At 68.7% G+C, this 15759-nt stretch carries 13 protein-coding genes and 6 pseudogenes; 10 read left to right on the top strand and 9 right to left on the bottom strand.

Going from position 1 to position 15759, the window contains the following annotated elements; all coding sequences use genetic code 11:
* Positions 1-183: 183 nt before the first annotated feature.
* The 3 genes and pseudogenes from ACZ5XZ_RS06360 to ACZ5XZ_RS06350 form a co-directional block, all read right to left on the bottom strand.
* A pseudogene (locus ACZ5XZ_RS06360) lies at positions 184-303 on the bottom strand (hypothetical protein); the annotation flags it as partial.
* Positions 294-383: pseudogene (locus tag ACZ5XZ_RS06355) on the bottom strand (3-oxoadipate enol-lactone hydrolase); the annotation flags it as partial. The pseudogenes ACZ5XZ_RS06360 and ACZ5XZ_RS06355, both read right to left, overlap by 10 nt.
* Positions 384-518: 135 nt before the next feature.
* Entirely contained in the window at positions 519-857 is a 339-nt protein-coding gene (locus ACZ5XZ_RS06350) for a MerR family transcriptional regulator (RefSeq protein ID WP_468974940.1), read from the bottom strand.
* 870 nt (positions 858-1727) lie between these two features.
* Here ACZ5XZ_RS06350 and ACZ5XZ_RS06345 point away from each other — a divergent pair.
* The 3 genes and pseudogenes from ACZ5XZ_RS06345 to ACZ5XZ_RS06335 all read left to right on the top strand — a co-directional run bounded on the left by ACZ5XZ_RS06345 (position 1728) and on the right by ACZ5XZ_RS06335 (position 2613).
* Positions 1728-2117 carry an ATP-binding protein gene (locus ACZ5XZ_RS06345; protein ID WP_468974939.1) on the top strand — a complete coding sequence of 130 codons (390 nt, stop codon included), beginning with the start codon at positions 1728-1730 and terminating at the stop codon, positions 2115-2117.
* A gap of 141 nt (positions 2118-2258) precedes the next feature.
* A pseudogene (locus ACZ5XZ_RS06340) lies at positions 2259-2375 on the top strand (STAS domain-containing protein); the annotation flags it as partial.
* Between the two features lie 79 nt (positions 2376-2454).
* The gene (locus tag ACZ5XZ_RS06335) at positions 2455-2613 is read left to right on the top strand and encodes an STAS domain-containing protein (RefSeq protein ID WP_468974938.1); all 159 of its coding nucleotides are present in this window, start codon (positions 2455-2457) and stop codon (positions 2611-2613) included.
* Positions 2614-2771: 158 nt separating this feature from the next.
* Here the strand turns inward: ACZ5XZ_RS06335 and ACZ5XZ_RS06330 are convergent.
* The 3 genes and pseudogenes from ACZ5XZ_RS06330 to ACZ5XZ_RS06320 form a co-directional block, all read right to left on the bottom strand.
* Positions 2772-2867, bottom strand: a pseudogene (locus ACZ5XZ_RS06330) (DUF2267 domain-containing protein); the annotation flags it as partial.
* Positions 2867-3109 (bottom strand): annotated as a pseudogene (locus ACZ5XZ_RS06325) (hypothetical protein); the annotation flags it as partial. The pseudogenes ACZ5XZ_RS06330 and ACZ5XZ_RS06325, both read right to left, overlap by 1 nt.
* An 86-nt stretch (positions 3110-3195) precedes the next feature.
* Positions 3196-6324, bottom strand: coding sequence for a hypothetical protein (locus tag ACZ5XZ_RS06320; protein WP_468974937.1), 3129 nt, complete (start codon positions 6322-6324; stop codon positions 3196-3198).
* A 163-nt stretch (positions 6325-6487) separates the two neighbouring features.
* On the opposite strand from ACZ5XZ_RS06320, the gene ACZ5XZ_RS06315 reads away from it, so the two are divergent.
* Complete coding sequence (locus ACZ5XZ_RS06315) at positions 6488-6610, top strand: hypothetical protein (protein WP_468974936.1); 123 nt, start codon at positions 6488-6490, stop codon at positions 6608-6610.
* A gap of 103 nt (positions 6611-6713) precedes the next feature.
* On the opposite strand, the gene ACZ5XZ_RS06310 is transcribed toward ACZ5XZ_RS06315, so the two are convergent.
* Entirely contained in the window at positions 6714-7097 is a 384-nt protein-coding gene (locus tag ACZ5XZ_RS06310; RefSeq protein ID WP_468974935.1) for a hypothetical protein, read from the bottom strand.
* Positions 7098-7590: 493 nt separating this feature from the next.
* On the opposite strand from ACZ5XZ_RS06310, the gene ACZ5XZ_RS06305 reads away from it, so the two are divergent.
* From ACZ5XZ_RS06305 to ACZ5XZ_RS06290, 4 genes are all read left to right on the top strand, one after another.
* Positions 7591-9441, top strand: a complete 1851-nt coding sequence (locus ACZ5XZ_RS06305) for a Hint domain-containing protein (protein WP_468974934.1) — start codon at positions 7591-7593, stop codon at positions 9439-9441.
* Positions 9442-9485: 44 nt separating this feature from the next.
* Complete coding sequence (locus ACZ5XZ_RS06300) at positions 9486-9722, top strand: hypothetical protein (protein WP_468974933.1); 237 nt, start codon at positions 9486-9488, stop codon at positions 9720-9722.
* A 727-nt stretch (positions 9723-10449) separates the two neighbouring features.
* Positions 10450-10659 (top strand): hypothetical protein, encoded by a 210-nt coding sequence (locus tag ACZ5XZ_RS06295; protein ID WP_468974932.1) that lies wholly within the window; start codon positions 10450-10452, stop codon positions 10657-10659.
* A gap of 306 nt (positions 10660-10965) precedes the next feature.
* Complete coding sequence (locus ACZ5XZ_RS06290; protein WP_468974931.1) at positions 10966-11508, top strand: restriction endonuclease; 543 nt, start codon at positions 10966-10968, stop codon at positions 11506-11508.
* Positions 11509-11679: 171 nt separating this feature from the next.
* On the opposite strand, the pseudogene ACZ5XZ_RS06285 reads toward ACZ5XZ_RS06290, so the two are convergent.
* Both ACZ5XZ_RS06285 and ACZ5XZ_RS06280 read right to left on the bottom strand, forming a co-directional pair.
* Positions 11680-12206 (bottom strand): annotated as a pseudogene (locus ACZ5XZ_RS06285) (MFS transporter).
* Between the two features lie 26 nt (positions 12207-12232).
* Positions 12233-12679, bottom strand: coding sequence for a MarR family winged helix-turn-helix transcriptional regulator (locus ACZ5XZ_RS06280; protein WP_468974930.1), 447 nt, complete (start codon positions 12677-12679; stop codon positions 12233-12235).
* Between the two features lie 334 nt (positions 12680-13013).
* Between ACZ5XZ_RS06280 and ACZ5XZ_RS06275 the strand changes: the two genes are divergently transcribed.
* On the top strand, positions 13014-13388 hold the full coding sequence (locus ACZ5XZ_RS06275) for a cupin (protein WP_468975312.1): 375 nt from the start codon (positions 13014-13016) through the stop codon (positions 13386-13388).
* Between the two features lie 693 nt (positions 13389-14081).
* On the top strand, positions 14082-15578 hold the full coding sequence (locus tag ACZ5XZ_RS06270) for a hypothetical protein (RefSeq protein WP_468974929.1): 1497 nt from the start codon (positions 14082-14084) through the stop codon (positions 15576-15578).
* Positions 15579-15759: the final 181 nt, after the last annotated feature.

The raw sequence follows: 15759 nt of genomic DNA, 5'->3' as shown, positions 1-15759 counted from the left end.
ACGCCCCTCAACCGCTCGGCCAGCAACGCCACCGCGCAAGCACCACCCTGGACACATCTGTGCCACCACGGCGAGCCGGAGCACAGCAAGACCGCGTCGAACACCACGCACCAGACCCATCCCCGAACGCAGAAAACCCCCGCCGAAGCCAGCCGACGGGGGTTCCTCACCTCTCACCTGCTATCACATGCGTCTCACCAACAGCGTCGACGCACCTGGACCAGAAGGACCTAAGCCGCGAAAACGCCCCTGTCCTAGACCACCTGGACCGCACAAGACGCGATCTACAACCTGTGCCATGTGGTGCCCAGCGCCGCACCGAGGACGAGTACGGGGGCGTCGTCGGGGCCGTCGATCCGGTGCTGCAGGGTCTTCTCACTCACCCGACCACGCTACCGAACACGCTGACGCGGTCCTGACACCCGGGTCAGGAAGAGCCGACACGAGGACGGCTCGGCGTGGCCGCCGACCGCACCCGAACCGGAATACACCAGTACAGATCGCCCCCGCGTTCCGTTTCAGGTGGCGGTCGTAGGGTTCGGGGATCCTCCGGCGTTGCGGTATTCGGCGTTGATGCGCTGGGCTTCTTCAAGCTGGTCTTCGAGAATGACGATGCGGCAGGCGGCCTCGATGGGCGTGCCGTGGTCGACCAGCTCGCGGGCGCGGGCGGCGATGCGCAACTGGTAGCGGGAGTAGCGGCGGTGGCCGCCGGCGGAGCGCAGCGGAGTGATCAGGCGGGCTTCGCCGAGGGCGCGCAGGAAGCCGGGGCTCGCGCCGATCATCTCGGCGGCCCGGCCCATGGTGTAGGCGGGGTAGTCGTCGTCATCGAGACGGCCGAAGGAATCGTCTGCTGTCATGTCACCTCTCTGTGGAACGCGTCGAGGGGCCCGGGCGCTTACCCGCGCCCGGGCCCCGAAGGAACTGCTACACCATCTGCCGGCCCTGGTACTGCGCCGGACTTCTGTTTCCGCGTACCCGACCGAGATGCTGTCGGGGGTGCGGGGATCGCGGTTGCTTGACCGGAGACCACCTCACTATCGATGTCCTGCGGTACCCGGACTCGACAATCCGTCCGGGCGATCCTGATGGCGTCTGGTTCCTCCGTTCTTCCCTCTGAATGAACTGCCTTACCAAACGGGGGGGGGACTGCGTACTGCTGATACTGCGAACTGCTTGTACTGCTGGTGATGCGACCTACCGGTGACCTGTGCGAGCGCCACTCTTCGGCAGCCAGCCCCGTCGCCCGTCCTGCGTCTGCTCTGGCTTGGAACCCCACTGCCGAAACTCCCGGTGCGCGCGCCCGCAGCCGACGCCTTCACCGAGGTACCGCTTACTTCACTGCTGGGTACTGCCACTGCGTCAACCACTGTCGGCGGCCCCTGATGACTGCGGGCCACCCGGTCCGGTCGCCAGTCCCGTCGCCGTCCTGCAACCGCTCTGGCTTCGGAACTCCGCCACCGCACCGTCCTGCGTACTGCGACTACCGGTACTGCTGCCCGGCAGTTCGTCTCTGCCGGGCCCTTTGATCTCTCTGGCTACGAGAGAAACCATAACCAGTCCACCGCCCAATGTCTACTCCAGCCAGCACAGATTTTTGCGTGTCCGGTGGAGAGGTAATCGGCCCTCGTCGAAGGTCGCACGGCGGGCTCCACCCGGCTTAACCACCTCAGGGCGGGGCAGAAGAACCGGGCGAGCGGGCTTCGGCGATCAGAGACCAGGGTGATGTGATGGACACAATCAGCGTCGACGTCGCAGCCGGCCGGTCCGCAGCCTCCCCCGCCGACGCACGCGAGCGCACCCGCCTCTTCCTCGACAGCCTCACCCGCCCCCTCACCCGCGAGGCTGCGCAATCTGTGGTCCTGGTCGTCTCGGAGCTCGTCACCAACGCCCTGCGACACGGCGGCGGCACCTGCACCCTGGGCCTGACCGCGCACCCCGACGACATCGAGGTGGCCGTGCACGACCGCAGCCCCCGCACTCCGCGGATGCGCACCCCCGACCTGAACGGCGGCACCGGCGGCTTCGGCTGGCCTCTGGTCAACCACCTCGCCCGCACCACCGCCGTGACCCGCTGGGCGGCCGGCGGGAAGACAGTGAGCGCCCTGCTGCCCCGATAGCGGCCCAGGGCGCCTCGGTGGGGCGTGGGGGTATCGGACCAGGTGCGGGGCAGGTGCCCGTGAATCGCCGTGGCTCTCCTGGCGAACGGCGAGTTCGGCCGGACAGCCTGCCGTCGGCGCCCTCGGGGAGAGCGAGAAATCATGAGTGAGCACGTCGCGGTTCTGAGCATCGGAGGCATCCTCCTGGTGACCGTTCCGGCGGACCTGGACGAGACGACGGTGCTCTCCCTCCAGGAAGACCTGTCCGCCCGAATCGTCGACACGGCCGCCCACGGCGTCGTCATCGACGTCACGGCCCTGGATTCCGTCGACACCTTCGTCGGCCGCCAGGCTCTCCGTGATCGCGTCCGTCGCGAACCTGCTCGGTGCCCACCCCGTCCTGGTCGGCATATGCCCCGCCGTCGCCCTGGCCCTGGTCCAACTCGGCGTCGAACTCGACGACATCACCAAGCTGGGCGCCCTCTGCGCGAGAGGACCTGCGCCGAGGTGGCCTTGAACGGTCACCCACAGCCGTTCTCGCATCTTCTTCTGCGGGCCGTAGCAAACGTGAGGTCCCCGATCGCACGGATCGGGGACCTCACCCATACGAGGCCGGCCGCAGAGCGACCGGGGCGGGGCGGGCCCCTGTTGCGGCCCCGGGGGCCGGGTGGCGGTTTACGCGGCCGGAGCGAGTTCGGCGCGGCCGAAGAGCAGGGCCCAGCCGGTGGGGAGCTGGTGCAGGATACGGGTGATCAGGCCGGGGCCGGCGTGGCGTCCCCGGCCTCCTCCAGCCGCCCGGCCATCTGCCGCCACGCCGCATCCAGCCCGCGGGTGAGCTGGACCAGATGCTCGTCGGCGTCCTCGGTCAGGGACAGGCCCGCCAGCACATCCGACTTCATCGCCTCCCACCGGGCCCCGTCCAGCAGCCTCGCGCGCGGGTCGGACCACCGGTTGGAGGGGGCGGCGAACACGTCGCGCCGGTTCAGCACGCGGTGCAGCTGCTCCAGCACGCAGGCGGGTCTGCACGATCCGGTACAGGACGGCGTCGGCCCGCCGGTCACCGCCACGATTTGCCCTGCCCCCTTGCCTCTCGCCCGGATCACTTCAGGTTCTCCCACGTCCATGCAGGAGCGGCACGCCCGTCGGGCTCCCGTCCGTATCGAAAGCGTTCCCGGTGATCGCTCATCTCGATGAACTGGTGGAAGTGCCCTGCGGCGGGAAGCCGCGCGATCAGCGCGGCGGCTTCATCGACCGCCCCGGCCTCTCGCAGCCGGGCCAGCGTGGTGGTCACCACTGTCGGGTTGCGGAGGCCGGCGTGGAGGGCGAGGCGCGCACTCAGGGTGGAGGTACGGTCCATCGCTCCGGCCGCCCGCAGCTCGTTCAGCAGCCCGGCCGTCCCCGGGTGGTCGAGGGCGACGTAAGTGGCGAAGTCACGGGCCAGCAGAGCGGCGAGACGCTCGTCGGCGCCGGCCGCACGCAGGCTGTCCAGCAACACGGCCGCCGGGCCTGGATTGTCGACGGCGTGGGCGGCGGCCCGCTCTGCCAGAGCGTCGGCCTGCTTCGCGGCCCCGGCCGCCCGCAGACTGCCCACCAACTTGGCCACGTCGCCCGGGTCGTCGAGTACGACGTGAACGGCGAGATCACGAGCCAGCAGAGCGGTGACATCCTCGTCCGCCCCGACCCCACGCAGGGTGTCGAGCAGTGTGGCCACCTTGCCGGGGTGGTCGAGGTCGACGTGGGCGGCGAGGTCACGGGCCAGCAGAGTGGCGACATGGTCGTCGGCCCCGGCCGCACGCAACCCGCCCAGCAACAGGTCCACGGCGCGCGGGTTGTCGAGGGCGACGTGGGCGGCGGCCCGCGCGGCCAGAGCCTCGGCCTGCTCCACGGCCCCGGCCGCCCGCAGGATATGCAACAACAAGGCCACCCAACCCGCGTCGTCGAGGGGGACATGGGCGGCGGCCCGCGAAGCCAGGGCGTCGGCCTGCTCGTCGGCCCCCGCCGCCCGCAGACTTCCCACCAACAAGCCCACCGCGCGCAGGTCGTGGAGGGCCACGTGGGCGGCGGGATCACGGGCCAGGAGGGCGGAGGCATGCTCGTCTGCCCGGACTGCCCGGAGGCTGTCCAGCACCATTGCCACCTCGTCCGGATCGTCGACGGCCACGTGAGCGGCGGCCCGCCCAGCGAGAACCGTGACCTGGTCCACTGCTCCGGCAGCCCGCAGGCTCAGCAGCAGCCTCTCCACCGCGCGCAGGTCGTGGAGAGCGACATGAGGGGCGGCTCGTGCAGCCAGGGCGGCGGCCTGCTCCACGGCCTCGCCGAACCGCAGGAAGCCCAGCAACAGGTCAACCGAGCCCGGGTCGTCGACGGCGGCATGGGCGGCGGGATCACGGGCCAGCAGGGTGGCGACCTGCTCACCGGCCCCCGTTTTCCGCAACCCGTACAGCAACGAGGCCAGCGCGGCGGGATCATCGAGAGGGACGTGAGCAGCGGCTCGTGCAGCCAGGGTGGCGGCCGGCTCCACTGCCCCGGCTTCCTGCAGCCCGCCCAGCAGAAAGGCCAGCGCGCGCGGGTCGTCGAGGGAAACGTGAGCGACGGCCCATTGGGCGGGGCGGTGGTCGGTGGGGAACAGGGCGTGGAGGTGGCGGACGAGGGTGTTGGCGGCGTGGGGATTGCCACGGGTGGTCGCGAGTTTGTGGAGCTGGGCCGCATCCCAGTACAGACCCCGGTCCCATGCGGCATTGCCGAGTACGGTCAGGTCAGACGTGTCGGCGTGCCTCGCGGCGGCGGTCCAGAAGTCGATGGGAGGGATCTTGTCGACGCGGTGGCGGCGACCGTACTGGTCGAGGTAGTCGGCCAGCTCGTACTGCGGCCCCTGTGCGTCCCCGTCGGACTGCCCGCCAGCCGGGCCGCTCACGGCATTCGGGTAGCGGTCGCGCTCGTTGTGGAGAGGGCTGGTCTTGATGGCGGTGAGGATGCCGGGAATGCCGTCGCACTGTCGGGTGACGTGGTCGAGGGCCTGGGACAGCCAGTTCTTGGGGAGTTGTTTCCTCGCGGTGGTGGTGAGGTAACCGGGGGCAGCATCGACCAGCCACGCCAGCGGAAGGCGCGGGCCGGCGCCGAGGCGCCGGGCGTCCATGGCGGCGTGGATGAGGGCTCGGGTGGCCCCCCGGGCAGCGTGGTAGCGGTCCGTCAGTACGGGCACCCCGGCCAGATACTGCGTGACGTGAGCGTCCTGTGAGCACTCGGCGGCCTCGGCGAGCCGCGGATCTGCGCCGGCCATGGCCATCAGCGCGGCAAGGTCGGTGTCCGTGAACTCATCCGGCACGTCGATCCGGCGTCCGCGCAGCAACTCCCGTGCGTGGACGTGCCGGTCCTCGTCGGTACGCGTGGTCAGCGTCTCCCAGTGCTCCGGCCACAAAGTCGCCAGCACCAGTACGGGCCCGCGCGCCGGATCACGCAGCAGGTCCCGCAGCCCCGCAGCGACCTGCTCCCCCACTGTGTCCGGCGCCAGGTAGTGCTGAGCCTCGTTCAACCACACCACGGTGTGGGGAGCGATGTCGGGCAGCCCGGCCAGCACCGCATCAGGGTGGGTGGGCGCGAGGGGGTGCCACAACCGCCAGCTGTCCGGCAGTTTCCTGACCGCTTCCCACAGCGCCCGGGTCTTGCCCGTCGAAGAACCGCCGACCAGGACGGTGATACCGCTCCCCCCGGCCGCTGCGGCAGCGACCACCGCGTCCAGCTGTGCGTCGAACTCCCTTGGAACGTACAGCGGCAGGGCCCCGAGCCGATCACGAGCAGCGACGGCATCGAGCGCCGGGTGGACCTCCAGGTCGGTCAGCACGAGCCCGTCGTCGAACTCGCCGAGCGGCCGCCCCACGCCCTTGGCTGTTTTGGCAGCGACCCACAGGTTGCACGCCCGTGCGGCCAGATCCTCCTGATCCCACACGGCATGGCGAGCCAGCACCACCGCGACGGCGTGCACATCGGCCTGTTTGCCCAGCACAGACCCGGCGATGCAGCGACGCACGCTGTCCCCGCTCGGCGCCCCTCGCAGGTGCGGGTGCTCGGCGATGTCCGCGGCAATCGCATCCGCGCTCGGCGTGTCCGCCGCGAGGTATGCCTCGTACAGCAGATCCTTCAACTCCCGCAGAGCACGGGGCCATCCCACCCGCTCCCGCTCCATGGCCCGCGGCCGCTTGACCGGACCGCCCCCCTTGCCGCGACTCATCGCACCATCATGCCCCCGCCCTGCGTCCCGCATGGGCTGAACAGCCCTGATTACGGTGCCCACTTGCCTCTCGCCGCAACTGGGAGTGGATCTTCGCGCGGGCCCCAGGCTGGACAGCAAGCCGGCCGGCTACCACCCACTGACCACGACCTGTGGAGGTCCCATGCCCCGCAAGCGTCCAACCCCCCGCGAACGCCTCACCACGGCCCGCACGATGCTGATCAGTGTCCTCGCCGGCACCGCCCGCGCCGCCGCCGCCTGGATCCTCGACCAGCTCGACTCGTAGCCCCACACCTGATGACCCCCCGTCGGCAAGCCGGCGGGGGGCATCACCTCTCACGCGGTATCACACTGCCCCTATGACGACGGTCATGATCGGTGCCGGTTGTTCAGCCTGGCCAGTTCTTCCCGTTCTTCCCGTTCTTCCCGCTCTCCCGTTCTTCCCGCAGGACCGGGTCGGCAGTATCGAGTACGGCCTTGAGCTGGTTGATCGCCTGAGTGCGGGGGCGGGCCTTGGCCACTGAGCCCTTGGCGAGTTTGAACATCCTGGCGATCTGAACCGGTCCCTCGCCGGACTTGGCCCGGGCGTGCGCCCGCCCACTCGGCACCGCCCGCGCTGCGCTTTGCGCATCGGCCGGGTCCGACTTCCCGCGCCGACAGCGGACCGACCGGTCGGGCCGGTGCACATCGATCACCTCGACGCGCTGGGCCAGCAGGTAGCAGCACAGGCCCGCACCATAGCTGCCGGCCCTCTCCACCCCGGCCCGGCGCACACCACACCCAACTACCGGGCCCAATCGGACAGTTGGCGATCGCCGACCATACGGGCAGGGAAGGCTGCGGGGCAGATCACCTCTCCCAGCAGGGAGACGAACAGCGGCGATGCGCGCATCCCGGCGGCGTCCACACCGGGACTCAGACGCCGAGATCGCCGCCGTGCCCGACGACGGCGACGAACCACCGCTCTGCGCGGTTTCCATCCGCTGACGTTGCCGTCACCGTCAACTACTGCCGTCACCCCACCCAGACGACGTCCCGTCAGACAGCGCCTGACGGGGACGTCAAATTCACTTGCACACATACACACGCGTGCAGCTCATCCCGCCCGCTGGATCCGACGCGACGGCGCATCGCGTAGCCGGCACCGGACCGGCGCGGACGGTCAGAACTGTGACAACGCCTGGCTGGTCGGCAGGCCCCTATCGAGACAGACCCGGCCGCCCCGGTACCAGCAACGCACCGTCCCCCGCGAGCGGTCGACACAGCGTGAGCAGGACACCCCGGTCAGAAATCTCAAGAGTCAGACCCTGCCGCAGGACAGCATCCACCAATCCTCCCGGAACTCACGAGCCCCGCCCAGGGCCAGGAGAGCATCGTCAATCGCAGCTCACGGAACACCCCGAATCCACCGCCACCTCCCTTGCCCGCAAGGCCGCCACGGCCGCAGGCCAAGCGCGCGATGCCGCTCGGTCGGCCGCGACCCACGCCAACGCGGACGCCGCGAGTGCGGCGGTCGATAAGGCGAAGGACATCTACGGCCTGGCGCGGGAGATCGAGGCTGCGGAGATCCTCACGCGCACGAACGAGGGAATCGAGCGCGCCAAGGACCTCAAAGCGGACAACGACCAACTGCAAGCGGACCGGACGAACGCAGCCGAGGAGCTCAAGAAGTTCCAGGCCGACGCGCAGCGCCTGGCCGCCGAAGCCGGCCAGGACGGCGCCGACACCAACGATGTCGTGAGCAAGGGCCGCAAGGCCGAGGCCGACGCCAACCATGCTGCGTCCAACGCCGCGACCTCCGCCGCCGACGCCGCGGCATCCGCACAACTGGCGCACGTCTCCGCCAACACCGCCTGGGCCGAAGCCCGCCGCGCCCGCGCCTCCGCTACAGCTGCCGGCAAGGACGCCACCGCCGCCCGCAAGGCGGCCAGCGACGCCTTCGACATCGCAGTCGACAAGTTCAAGGCCGAGGCGGAAGCCCAGCGCAAGGCAGAGGCCGAAGCAAAGAAGAAGGCCGCCAAGGATCCCGGAAAAATCGCCCGGGAGCAGTACATGTGCGGAGTCATGGGCTGCGACGCAGCCCACAACTTCCCCAGCTGGTGCATACGCAACGAGGGCTACTGCACCATCCTCGCCGCAGGAACAAAACTCGAACCCGGTCTCAAGAAGATCTGGGAATTCGAGAAGGACCTCGTCGGCATCGGCATGCTCCAGGAATGCGTACACACCGGAGACTTCGACTCCTGCATCCAACTCGCACGGGACGCCACCTTCGGCACCAAACTCAAATTTCTCTCCAGGGCCTACGAAGCACTGCGCCACCTCGACCGAGGATGCACACAATGCTTCCTCGCCGGCACCAAGGTCCTCATGGGGGACGCCACCACACGCACCATTGAGGACATCCAGGTCGGCGAGCAGGTCAGGGCAACCGACCCCAAAACAGGCAAGACGTCCGCCCGCAGAGTGACTCGCGTAATCGTCACCGAAGACGACAAGCACTTCAACGAATTGGAAGTCGCTACAAAGAATGGCCCCACGAAGGTGACGGCCACTTACGAACATCCGTTCTGGAGCTCTTCGGCGCAACGTTGGGTCAAGGCATACGAAATCAAGACTGGCGTGAGCCTCCTGAGCGACGACGGAAGTTCCGTACGGGTACTTGCCAATCGTTCTTTCGACAAGGAAGCACGTACCTACAACCTCACCGTGGAGGGCATCCACACCTACTACGTGATGGCCGGCGACACTTCCCTACTGGTCCACAACAGTGGGCCTGGAAGTGGTTCACACTGGATCTCCGCCGGACGCCTGCCGCATCATTACATGCGGAAGAATGATCAGAGAGTCACGCACGCAAAGGAATTTGGGATAGACGGGCCGTACAACCGACAGAACGGCGCGAAGTTCGTCCAGGCCATTGAACGTCTGGTGAAGAGCCCCGAAACGCGAAAAATTGAGGGAACCTTCAGACGGCAGCCGGCGGTCCATTACGTGGACGCGACCGGGCTGCACGCCTCGTTTGCCGCCAGCGGACCTAACGTTGGGGAGTACCTTGGAGGCTGGCGGTCTCAGGGTGACCAGCTTACCTACCTGCTTCGGGACGGCATCCTATGACGTCGGGGCACGATTGTGCGGCCCGGATCACGGGAAGGATTCGAATGAACATTGAGTTGACGGGCGACCAGGCCCTTGTCCTGTCAGACTGGCTGGACCGTGTCATGCATCGAGAGGATTTCTCGAATTTGGTGGATGACCGCGCCGTCTGGTCCGCGCTTCTCACGATCAGTGGGACACTGGAGACCGGACTACCTCAGATCTTCGACTCCAACTACTCCGGTCAATTGGAAGCGGCACGCGAACGCCTGATTGCGGAACTCGGAGATTTCGGAAAGTGAACACCCTGATGTTCGACGTCGCGCCGCCGTGGAACTCGATCCTCCCGATTGACACGGGGAGTGACGTGTTCAACAAATAGCAGGTCTCGTACGCGCGCCTTCGCCATGCAAGTACCGTGGTTCTGCTGACGATAGGTGGCTACCACTCTGCCGACTCCGCACGCTTTGAGCATCCCAAGACCCGGGCCTTGACACTAATCTGCGGAAGATTCCCAGGTCGGCCTGCCAGCAATCAGTCGGCAGGCCGACCTGCTTCACCTAAGCCGTCGGCGACGTGCGGACCCCGCTCGCCGATCGGGGTGCACCGTCACTCCCGGCGTCCGGCTGCGGACATTGGCTGAGGTCGTCGAATATGTCGGCGTGAGCGGGAAGACAGGCATCATCGACGGCACGGAGATCCGGGGCGGGCGACCAGCCGTGGGGCGCAAGGCCTCTAAAGGGGACGGTGTGCGCGCCGCGGCAGCGATGCTCCGCCGGACGGGTGCGAATGCCGTCGTCATCGCACTGCGTCTCAGCCGGCGCGGCTTGAGAGGCAGCGGCTATTGGGAGGCCACCCAGGCTGGCGGCCCAAGCCGCTCACCTGCGGAATCCAGCCAGGAGAGCACTTTATTGCCAATGACAGGCAACTCAGGCACAGCGCTGCTGGGCTCCCACTACACATGAAGGCTGGGTGGACGTCGGCTGTCCTCGAAGCGAGGAGGGCCATGGTCGGGGGAGGTCTGGGCGATTGCTGACGATCAATGTGGCAGTACTGCTCACTGTCATCGTCATCCTGCGGCTGCGCCGCCGTACGGAGGCCAGAAGCCGGTTCGACGAGAAGCTCACCGTCATCATCGTGCTAGCTCTCGGGGTGCTGATCGCCCCGACAGCAGTAGGACACGGAATCCTCGACTTCCTGACCCAGCTCGTGAACGGTCTCACGCGAGCCGGTCAATGAGCGCCACCGCGCACCTGACCGTTCTCAGCGAACGATTGCCACCAAAGCCGCCCGCGCAGCGAACTCGGAGCGGTAATCCGGCGGACGATCGTGCAACCTCCGGGCCCGCTAACGGCGAGCCCGCGCCGCATCACACAGCCAGTATCGAGCGCCTCACCCGGGGGAAGCATGGCCGCACCGGCACGACGACGCCGATCCACACGTACCCGCCGCCCCGCCACGAGGCCCCGGCGCCGCAATGTCCGGCGCCGTAGGCGTGAGGCCGCCACCGGCCGCCTCGTCGCCGCCGCCATCGTCGTGGCAACTGTGATCGCAGCAATCCGCGAATACCCCGTCACCAGCAGCATCCTGGCCGCCCTCGCCTTAGCGGCGGCCGTTCTCCTTCTCCTCGTCCGCACCGGTCGCATCCAGCTGCCCACACTGCCTACCGCTACGCGGGCAGACTTCACCCACAGCATCGCCGCGTACCAGCACATGACCGGCACCCAGTTCGAGCACGCCATCGCCGACCTCGCCCGCCGCGATCCCTCCGTCCGCACTGCCACCGTCTCCGGCGGCGCCAACGACCGAGCCCTCGACGTCCTCCTCCACCTAAGCGACGGCCGCCGCATTGCCATCCAGTGCAAGCGCTACGCGCCATCGAACCGCGTCGGGGCACCTGTCATCTACGCCGTGAACGGCACCTACCGCGCCTACCACCGCTGTGACCAGGCCGTCATCGTCACCACCAGCGCCTTCACCCCAGCCGCACAACGCGCCAACGCCGAACTCGACCATCCTCTGCGCCTCGTCGACGGGCGCGCCCTCGGCCGCTGGGTCTCCGGAGGTCGCCCACCCTGGGGTCCCTGACCGCAAGTTCCAGCTGCGTCAACCGCTCGTGCAGCCTCGGCCGGGATGAAGGTCTCCATCAAGGTCGACTTCCTGATCATCGAGGGTTCCAAAACCACCGCCTACGGCGGGGCCAACACCGCCGATGATGAACAGCCGCACTGCTAGAGAGGCAGAAAGACATGCTGCTCGCTACCAGCGAGATGGCTCGGCTGACGCTGTGAGGTGCGGAGGGGACGCTTCCGGCACCCAGCGCATCACGCCGAGGGCCAGGTGCAGGCCGACGGAAGCGAGGACCACGAAGACGTACCGCCAGGGCACCACCAGCATCAGAACTCCCCCTGCCAGTGGGGCAAGGATCGGAGCGGTGGAGGTGATCGCGCCTAATCGCGAGAACACCGTGGCGAGGTCACCATCGTCGAACAGGTCGGCGACGACCGCGCGGGCGACCACGGTCCCTGCTGCTCCTGTCAGGCCCTGCCCGGCCCGTGCCGTGTTGAGCACCGTCAGGGTGGGAGCCGCTGCGCACAGGGCGGAGAAGGCGGCGAACAGAACGGCCCCCATATGAGGACCGGGCGGCGCCCGATCGCGTCACTGAGCGGCCCCAGCAGGAGCTGCCCGACGATGATGCCCGCCAGGAAGCCGGTCAGTGACATCTGGGCGCCAGAGGCGTCGGTGCCCAGCGAGCGCGCCAGGTCCGGAAGCCCCGGCACGTACATGTCCGTGACCAGCGGGCTGGCGGCACTCAGCCCGGCCAGCACCACCAACAGCCGCACTCTTGACCGGAACCCCATGCTCGGGGCACGAAGAGCGAGGGCCCCTTCCCGGTGCGGCGAGTGGTCATAGCGCGGGAGCCGCCCCTTCCGCGTCCGGCGGCGATCTGCAGCGCGCTGCACTCGGCCGGCGACAATGTCTGACGCAGCGCCGCGGCCAGCCACTTATTGTCATCCCGCACGTGCGCACTCAGCGCTTCCCGCCCTGCCTCCGTGAGCACGATGTTCTGGCGGCGTGCGTCCACCTCGCTGCGCGTACGGCGGATACGCCCCTGCTCCTCCAACTCGTTAAGCACCCGGGTCAGGGACTGCACCTGCAGCCCTTCGATAGCGGCCAGCTCGGACGGGGTCAACACACCGCTGTGCCGGAGGTTGGCCAGCACCGAAGCGGCCAGCCGCGTCAGCGTGCGGCCGCCCATGGCCCCATCAGCGGTGCGCTGGCCGACCAGGACGCTGATGCCAGGCCGTGGCTGAGGGAGAGCAGGTGGGCGGCCTTGGGGCTGATGAACGCTCCCCCCGGCAGATAGGCGGCGCTATCATCCTGCGCACCCACCTCGACCGGCTCTTCGCCCACCCCTCGGATCCGTCCGCGAACTCGAACGGCGCGGCCGGGCAGGTCGGTTGACCCGGTCGACTCACCACCGGGCAGAGCGTGCACATACCTGAGCGTGGAAGTTCAAACGGTGGAGGCTTGGGTGAGGCGCTCGCGCAGGGTGGCCCCGAAATCCTCCGCCCGCGCCAGTTGAGTACGACCTGTTCGCCTCGGCGCTGCACATCCACCCCGACGGCGACGTCCGAGTCGCCGAACGACGGATGACGAGCGGCGACTCCGGCGCCTGGCAGCTCGCGACGTTCCACGTGGAGACCGACGCCGACGTGCACGCCGACCACTGGGAGATGCACCCGGAGGCCGAGGAGGCGGTGTGCTGCCTGACCGGCGGCGTCCGGCTCTACCTCCGCCCCGTCAGGCCCGGCGGCACCGAGGACATGGTGCAGTTGCAGCCAGGCAACGCCGTGATCGTCCCCCGCGGCCGCTGGCACCGCCTGGAACTGGACGCCCCCAGCGACCTGATGCCGATCACCCTGCGCCACGGCACCCGCCTCGAAAAGCGCACCGACACTCGCTGAACGAAAGGTGGCCCGGCCCCGGCAGATGCGCTGCCGGGCCACCCGCACGCGGCAGCCCGGGGAGCCCCAACCAGGTGCAGGTGCGTGAGTACGGCACGGGACCGAGCGAGTTGACTGGTATCTACCGCGAGGGGGCGCCATCCGAGGTCGGCTTCTACACCGGCGGGCGGTGCTGACTGGACCTACCGCGAGGGGGCGCCATCGGAGCCGCTGGTCGTCGCCGTGCTGCCCACCACAGGCCTGCTGCTCGGCCCGGTCGCCAGGTGAAGGACCGAGAGCGTGGCCGAGGGCGCGTCGCTGCTCTTCAACGCCGTCGCGTTGTTCGAGTGAGGCGCCTGGGCGGCTCGCGTCGCCGGGCGGGGATGGCCGGTGGCCTGCGGGTCAGGAGGCATGGACATAGTGACCGGCCTGGTGATCACCGTGGCGAACGCCCTGATCAAGTAGGCGGTGAGCTGTCCGGGGGAGGTCCGGGGTGATGCCGTGTCATCGGCGATCGAAAGGTCGTTGAAGGGAGGATGTAGGAGTTTTCGACTCATTCCGGGAGGAATTGTGCGCTTGCGAAGGGTTGGAAGGGCCGCACTGGTGGTCTTGGCGGTGGGCAGCTGGGCGTCCACAGGTTGGGGGATCGCCTTCGCCGAGGGCCACGATCACGGTCACGGTCGCGGAGCCACTGCCCGCGGTGGCTTCGCCGCGGTGGACGCAATCGAGCAGAACACCGCGCAGGGGCACCGGCAGAACAACAACTGCTCCCTCTGGAACGGCTTGCCCTTCGGAGCTACTGAAGCCGTACTGACGGGAGGCCGTACGGACGGCCGCTGTGTGGTCGGCGACGCCTCCCTCAACAAGCACGTCGTGACCAAGGGCGGCGGCGCGCACGCCACCGGTGGCTCCGGCGTCAGCGCCGTGCAGCAGAACACCGCGCAGAAGGGCCGGCAGAACAACAACTGCGCCAACGCCAACTTCACGGAGATCACCGTGACCGGCGGCCGGGCCGCGGGACATTGCGCCGACCTGGACCACTCCCGCAACCATCACACGCTGACCAAGGGCCGCGGCGCCCACGCCACCGGCGGCTCCGCCACCGCGGGCGTGTTCGATCAGAACACCGCGCAGGAGGGCCGGCAGAACAACAACTGCGCCGACGCCAACTGGGTCCACCTCCCCGTGACCGGCGGCCGGGCCGAGGGGCATTGCGCCAACCGGGACGGCTCGCGCAACCACCGCACGCTGACCAAGGGCGGCGGCGCCCACGCCACCGGCGGCTCCGGCGGCAACTTCGGCTCATTCCGGCAGAACACCGCGCAGGAGGGCCGGCAGAACAACCACTGCGCCAACGCCAACACCACGGACATCACCGTGGCCGGCGGCCGGGCCGAGGGGCATTGCGCCAACCGGGACGGCTCGCGCAACCATCTCGTGCTGACCAAGGGCCGTGGTGCCCACACCACCGGCGGCTCCGGCGCCGCGCAAGTGTTCCAGCAGAACGCCGCGCAGGAAGGCCGTCAGAACAACAACTGCGCCGACCTCAACAGCACGATCCTCGACGTGATCGGGGGACGGGCCGAGGGCGATTGCGTCAACCTGGATCGCTCGCGCAACCATCGTTCGCTGACCAAGGGTGGCGGCGCACACACCACCGGCGGCACCGCCCCCATCGCCACGTACCAGCAAAACACCGCGCAGGAGGGCCGGCAGAACAACAACTGCGCCAAGTCCGATGCCGCGAGCATCACCGTCACCGGGGGACGGGCCGAGGGGCATTGCGCCAACCTGGACCGCTCCCGTAGCCAGCGCACGCTGACCAAGGGCGGTGGCGCCCACTCCCACGGTGGATCCAGCGTCACGACCTTCGGGATCCAGCAGAACACCGCCCAGGAAGGGCGGCACAACAACAACTGCGGCAACGTCAACAACACGGCTCTCCGCTTGACGGGCTCCGACGTGGACGCCAAGTGCGCGACGGTCGACCGCTCCAAGCGTGTGCGCACCGCGGAGATCGGCGACGGCGCCGAGGCCGAAGGCGGCTCCAGCCTGGCGGGGCTGTTCCAGCAGAACACCGCGCAGGAAGGCCGGCAGAACAACAACTGCAGCAACGCCAACGACCTGAACGTGACGGCCGCCGGCTCCCGTGTCCGCACCCAGTGCGTCGCCGTCGACCGTTCCAAGAACATCGGCTCCGTCTACCGGTAGACCGCGCGCCCAGCCTGATCGGCCCCGCCCGACATCCGGGCGGGGCCTCGCCCTTACGGGCATATCGTGACCTTTCGTCACGATTGGCGTTCTTGGCCATGACGGCGGTTCACCGGTGCGCGGCAGGGCGCCGGTGGGGCGCGGCACACACGATGCGACGGCGGGAGACACACTCGATGGG

This window comes from Streptomyces sp. NPDC033270, from assembly GCF_055576575.1.
This window is presented reverse-complemented; position numbering and strand designations above follow the sequence as displayed.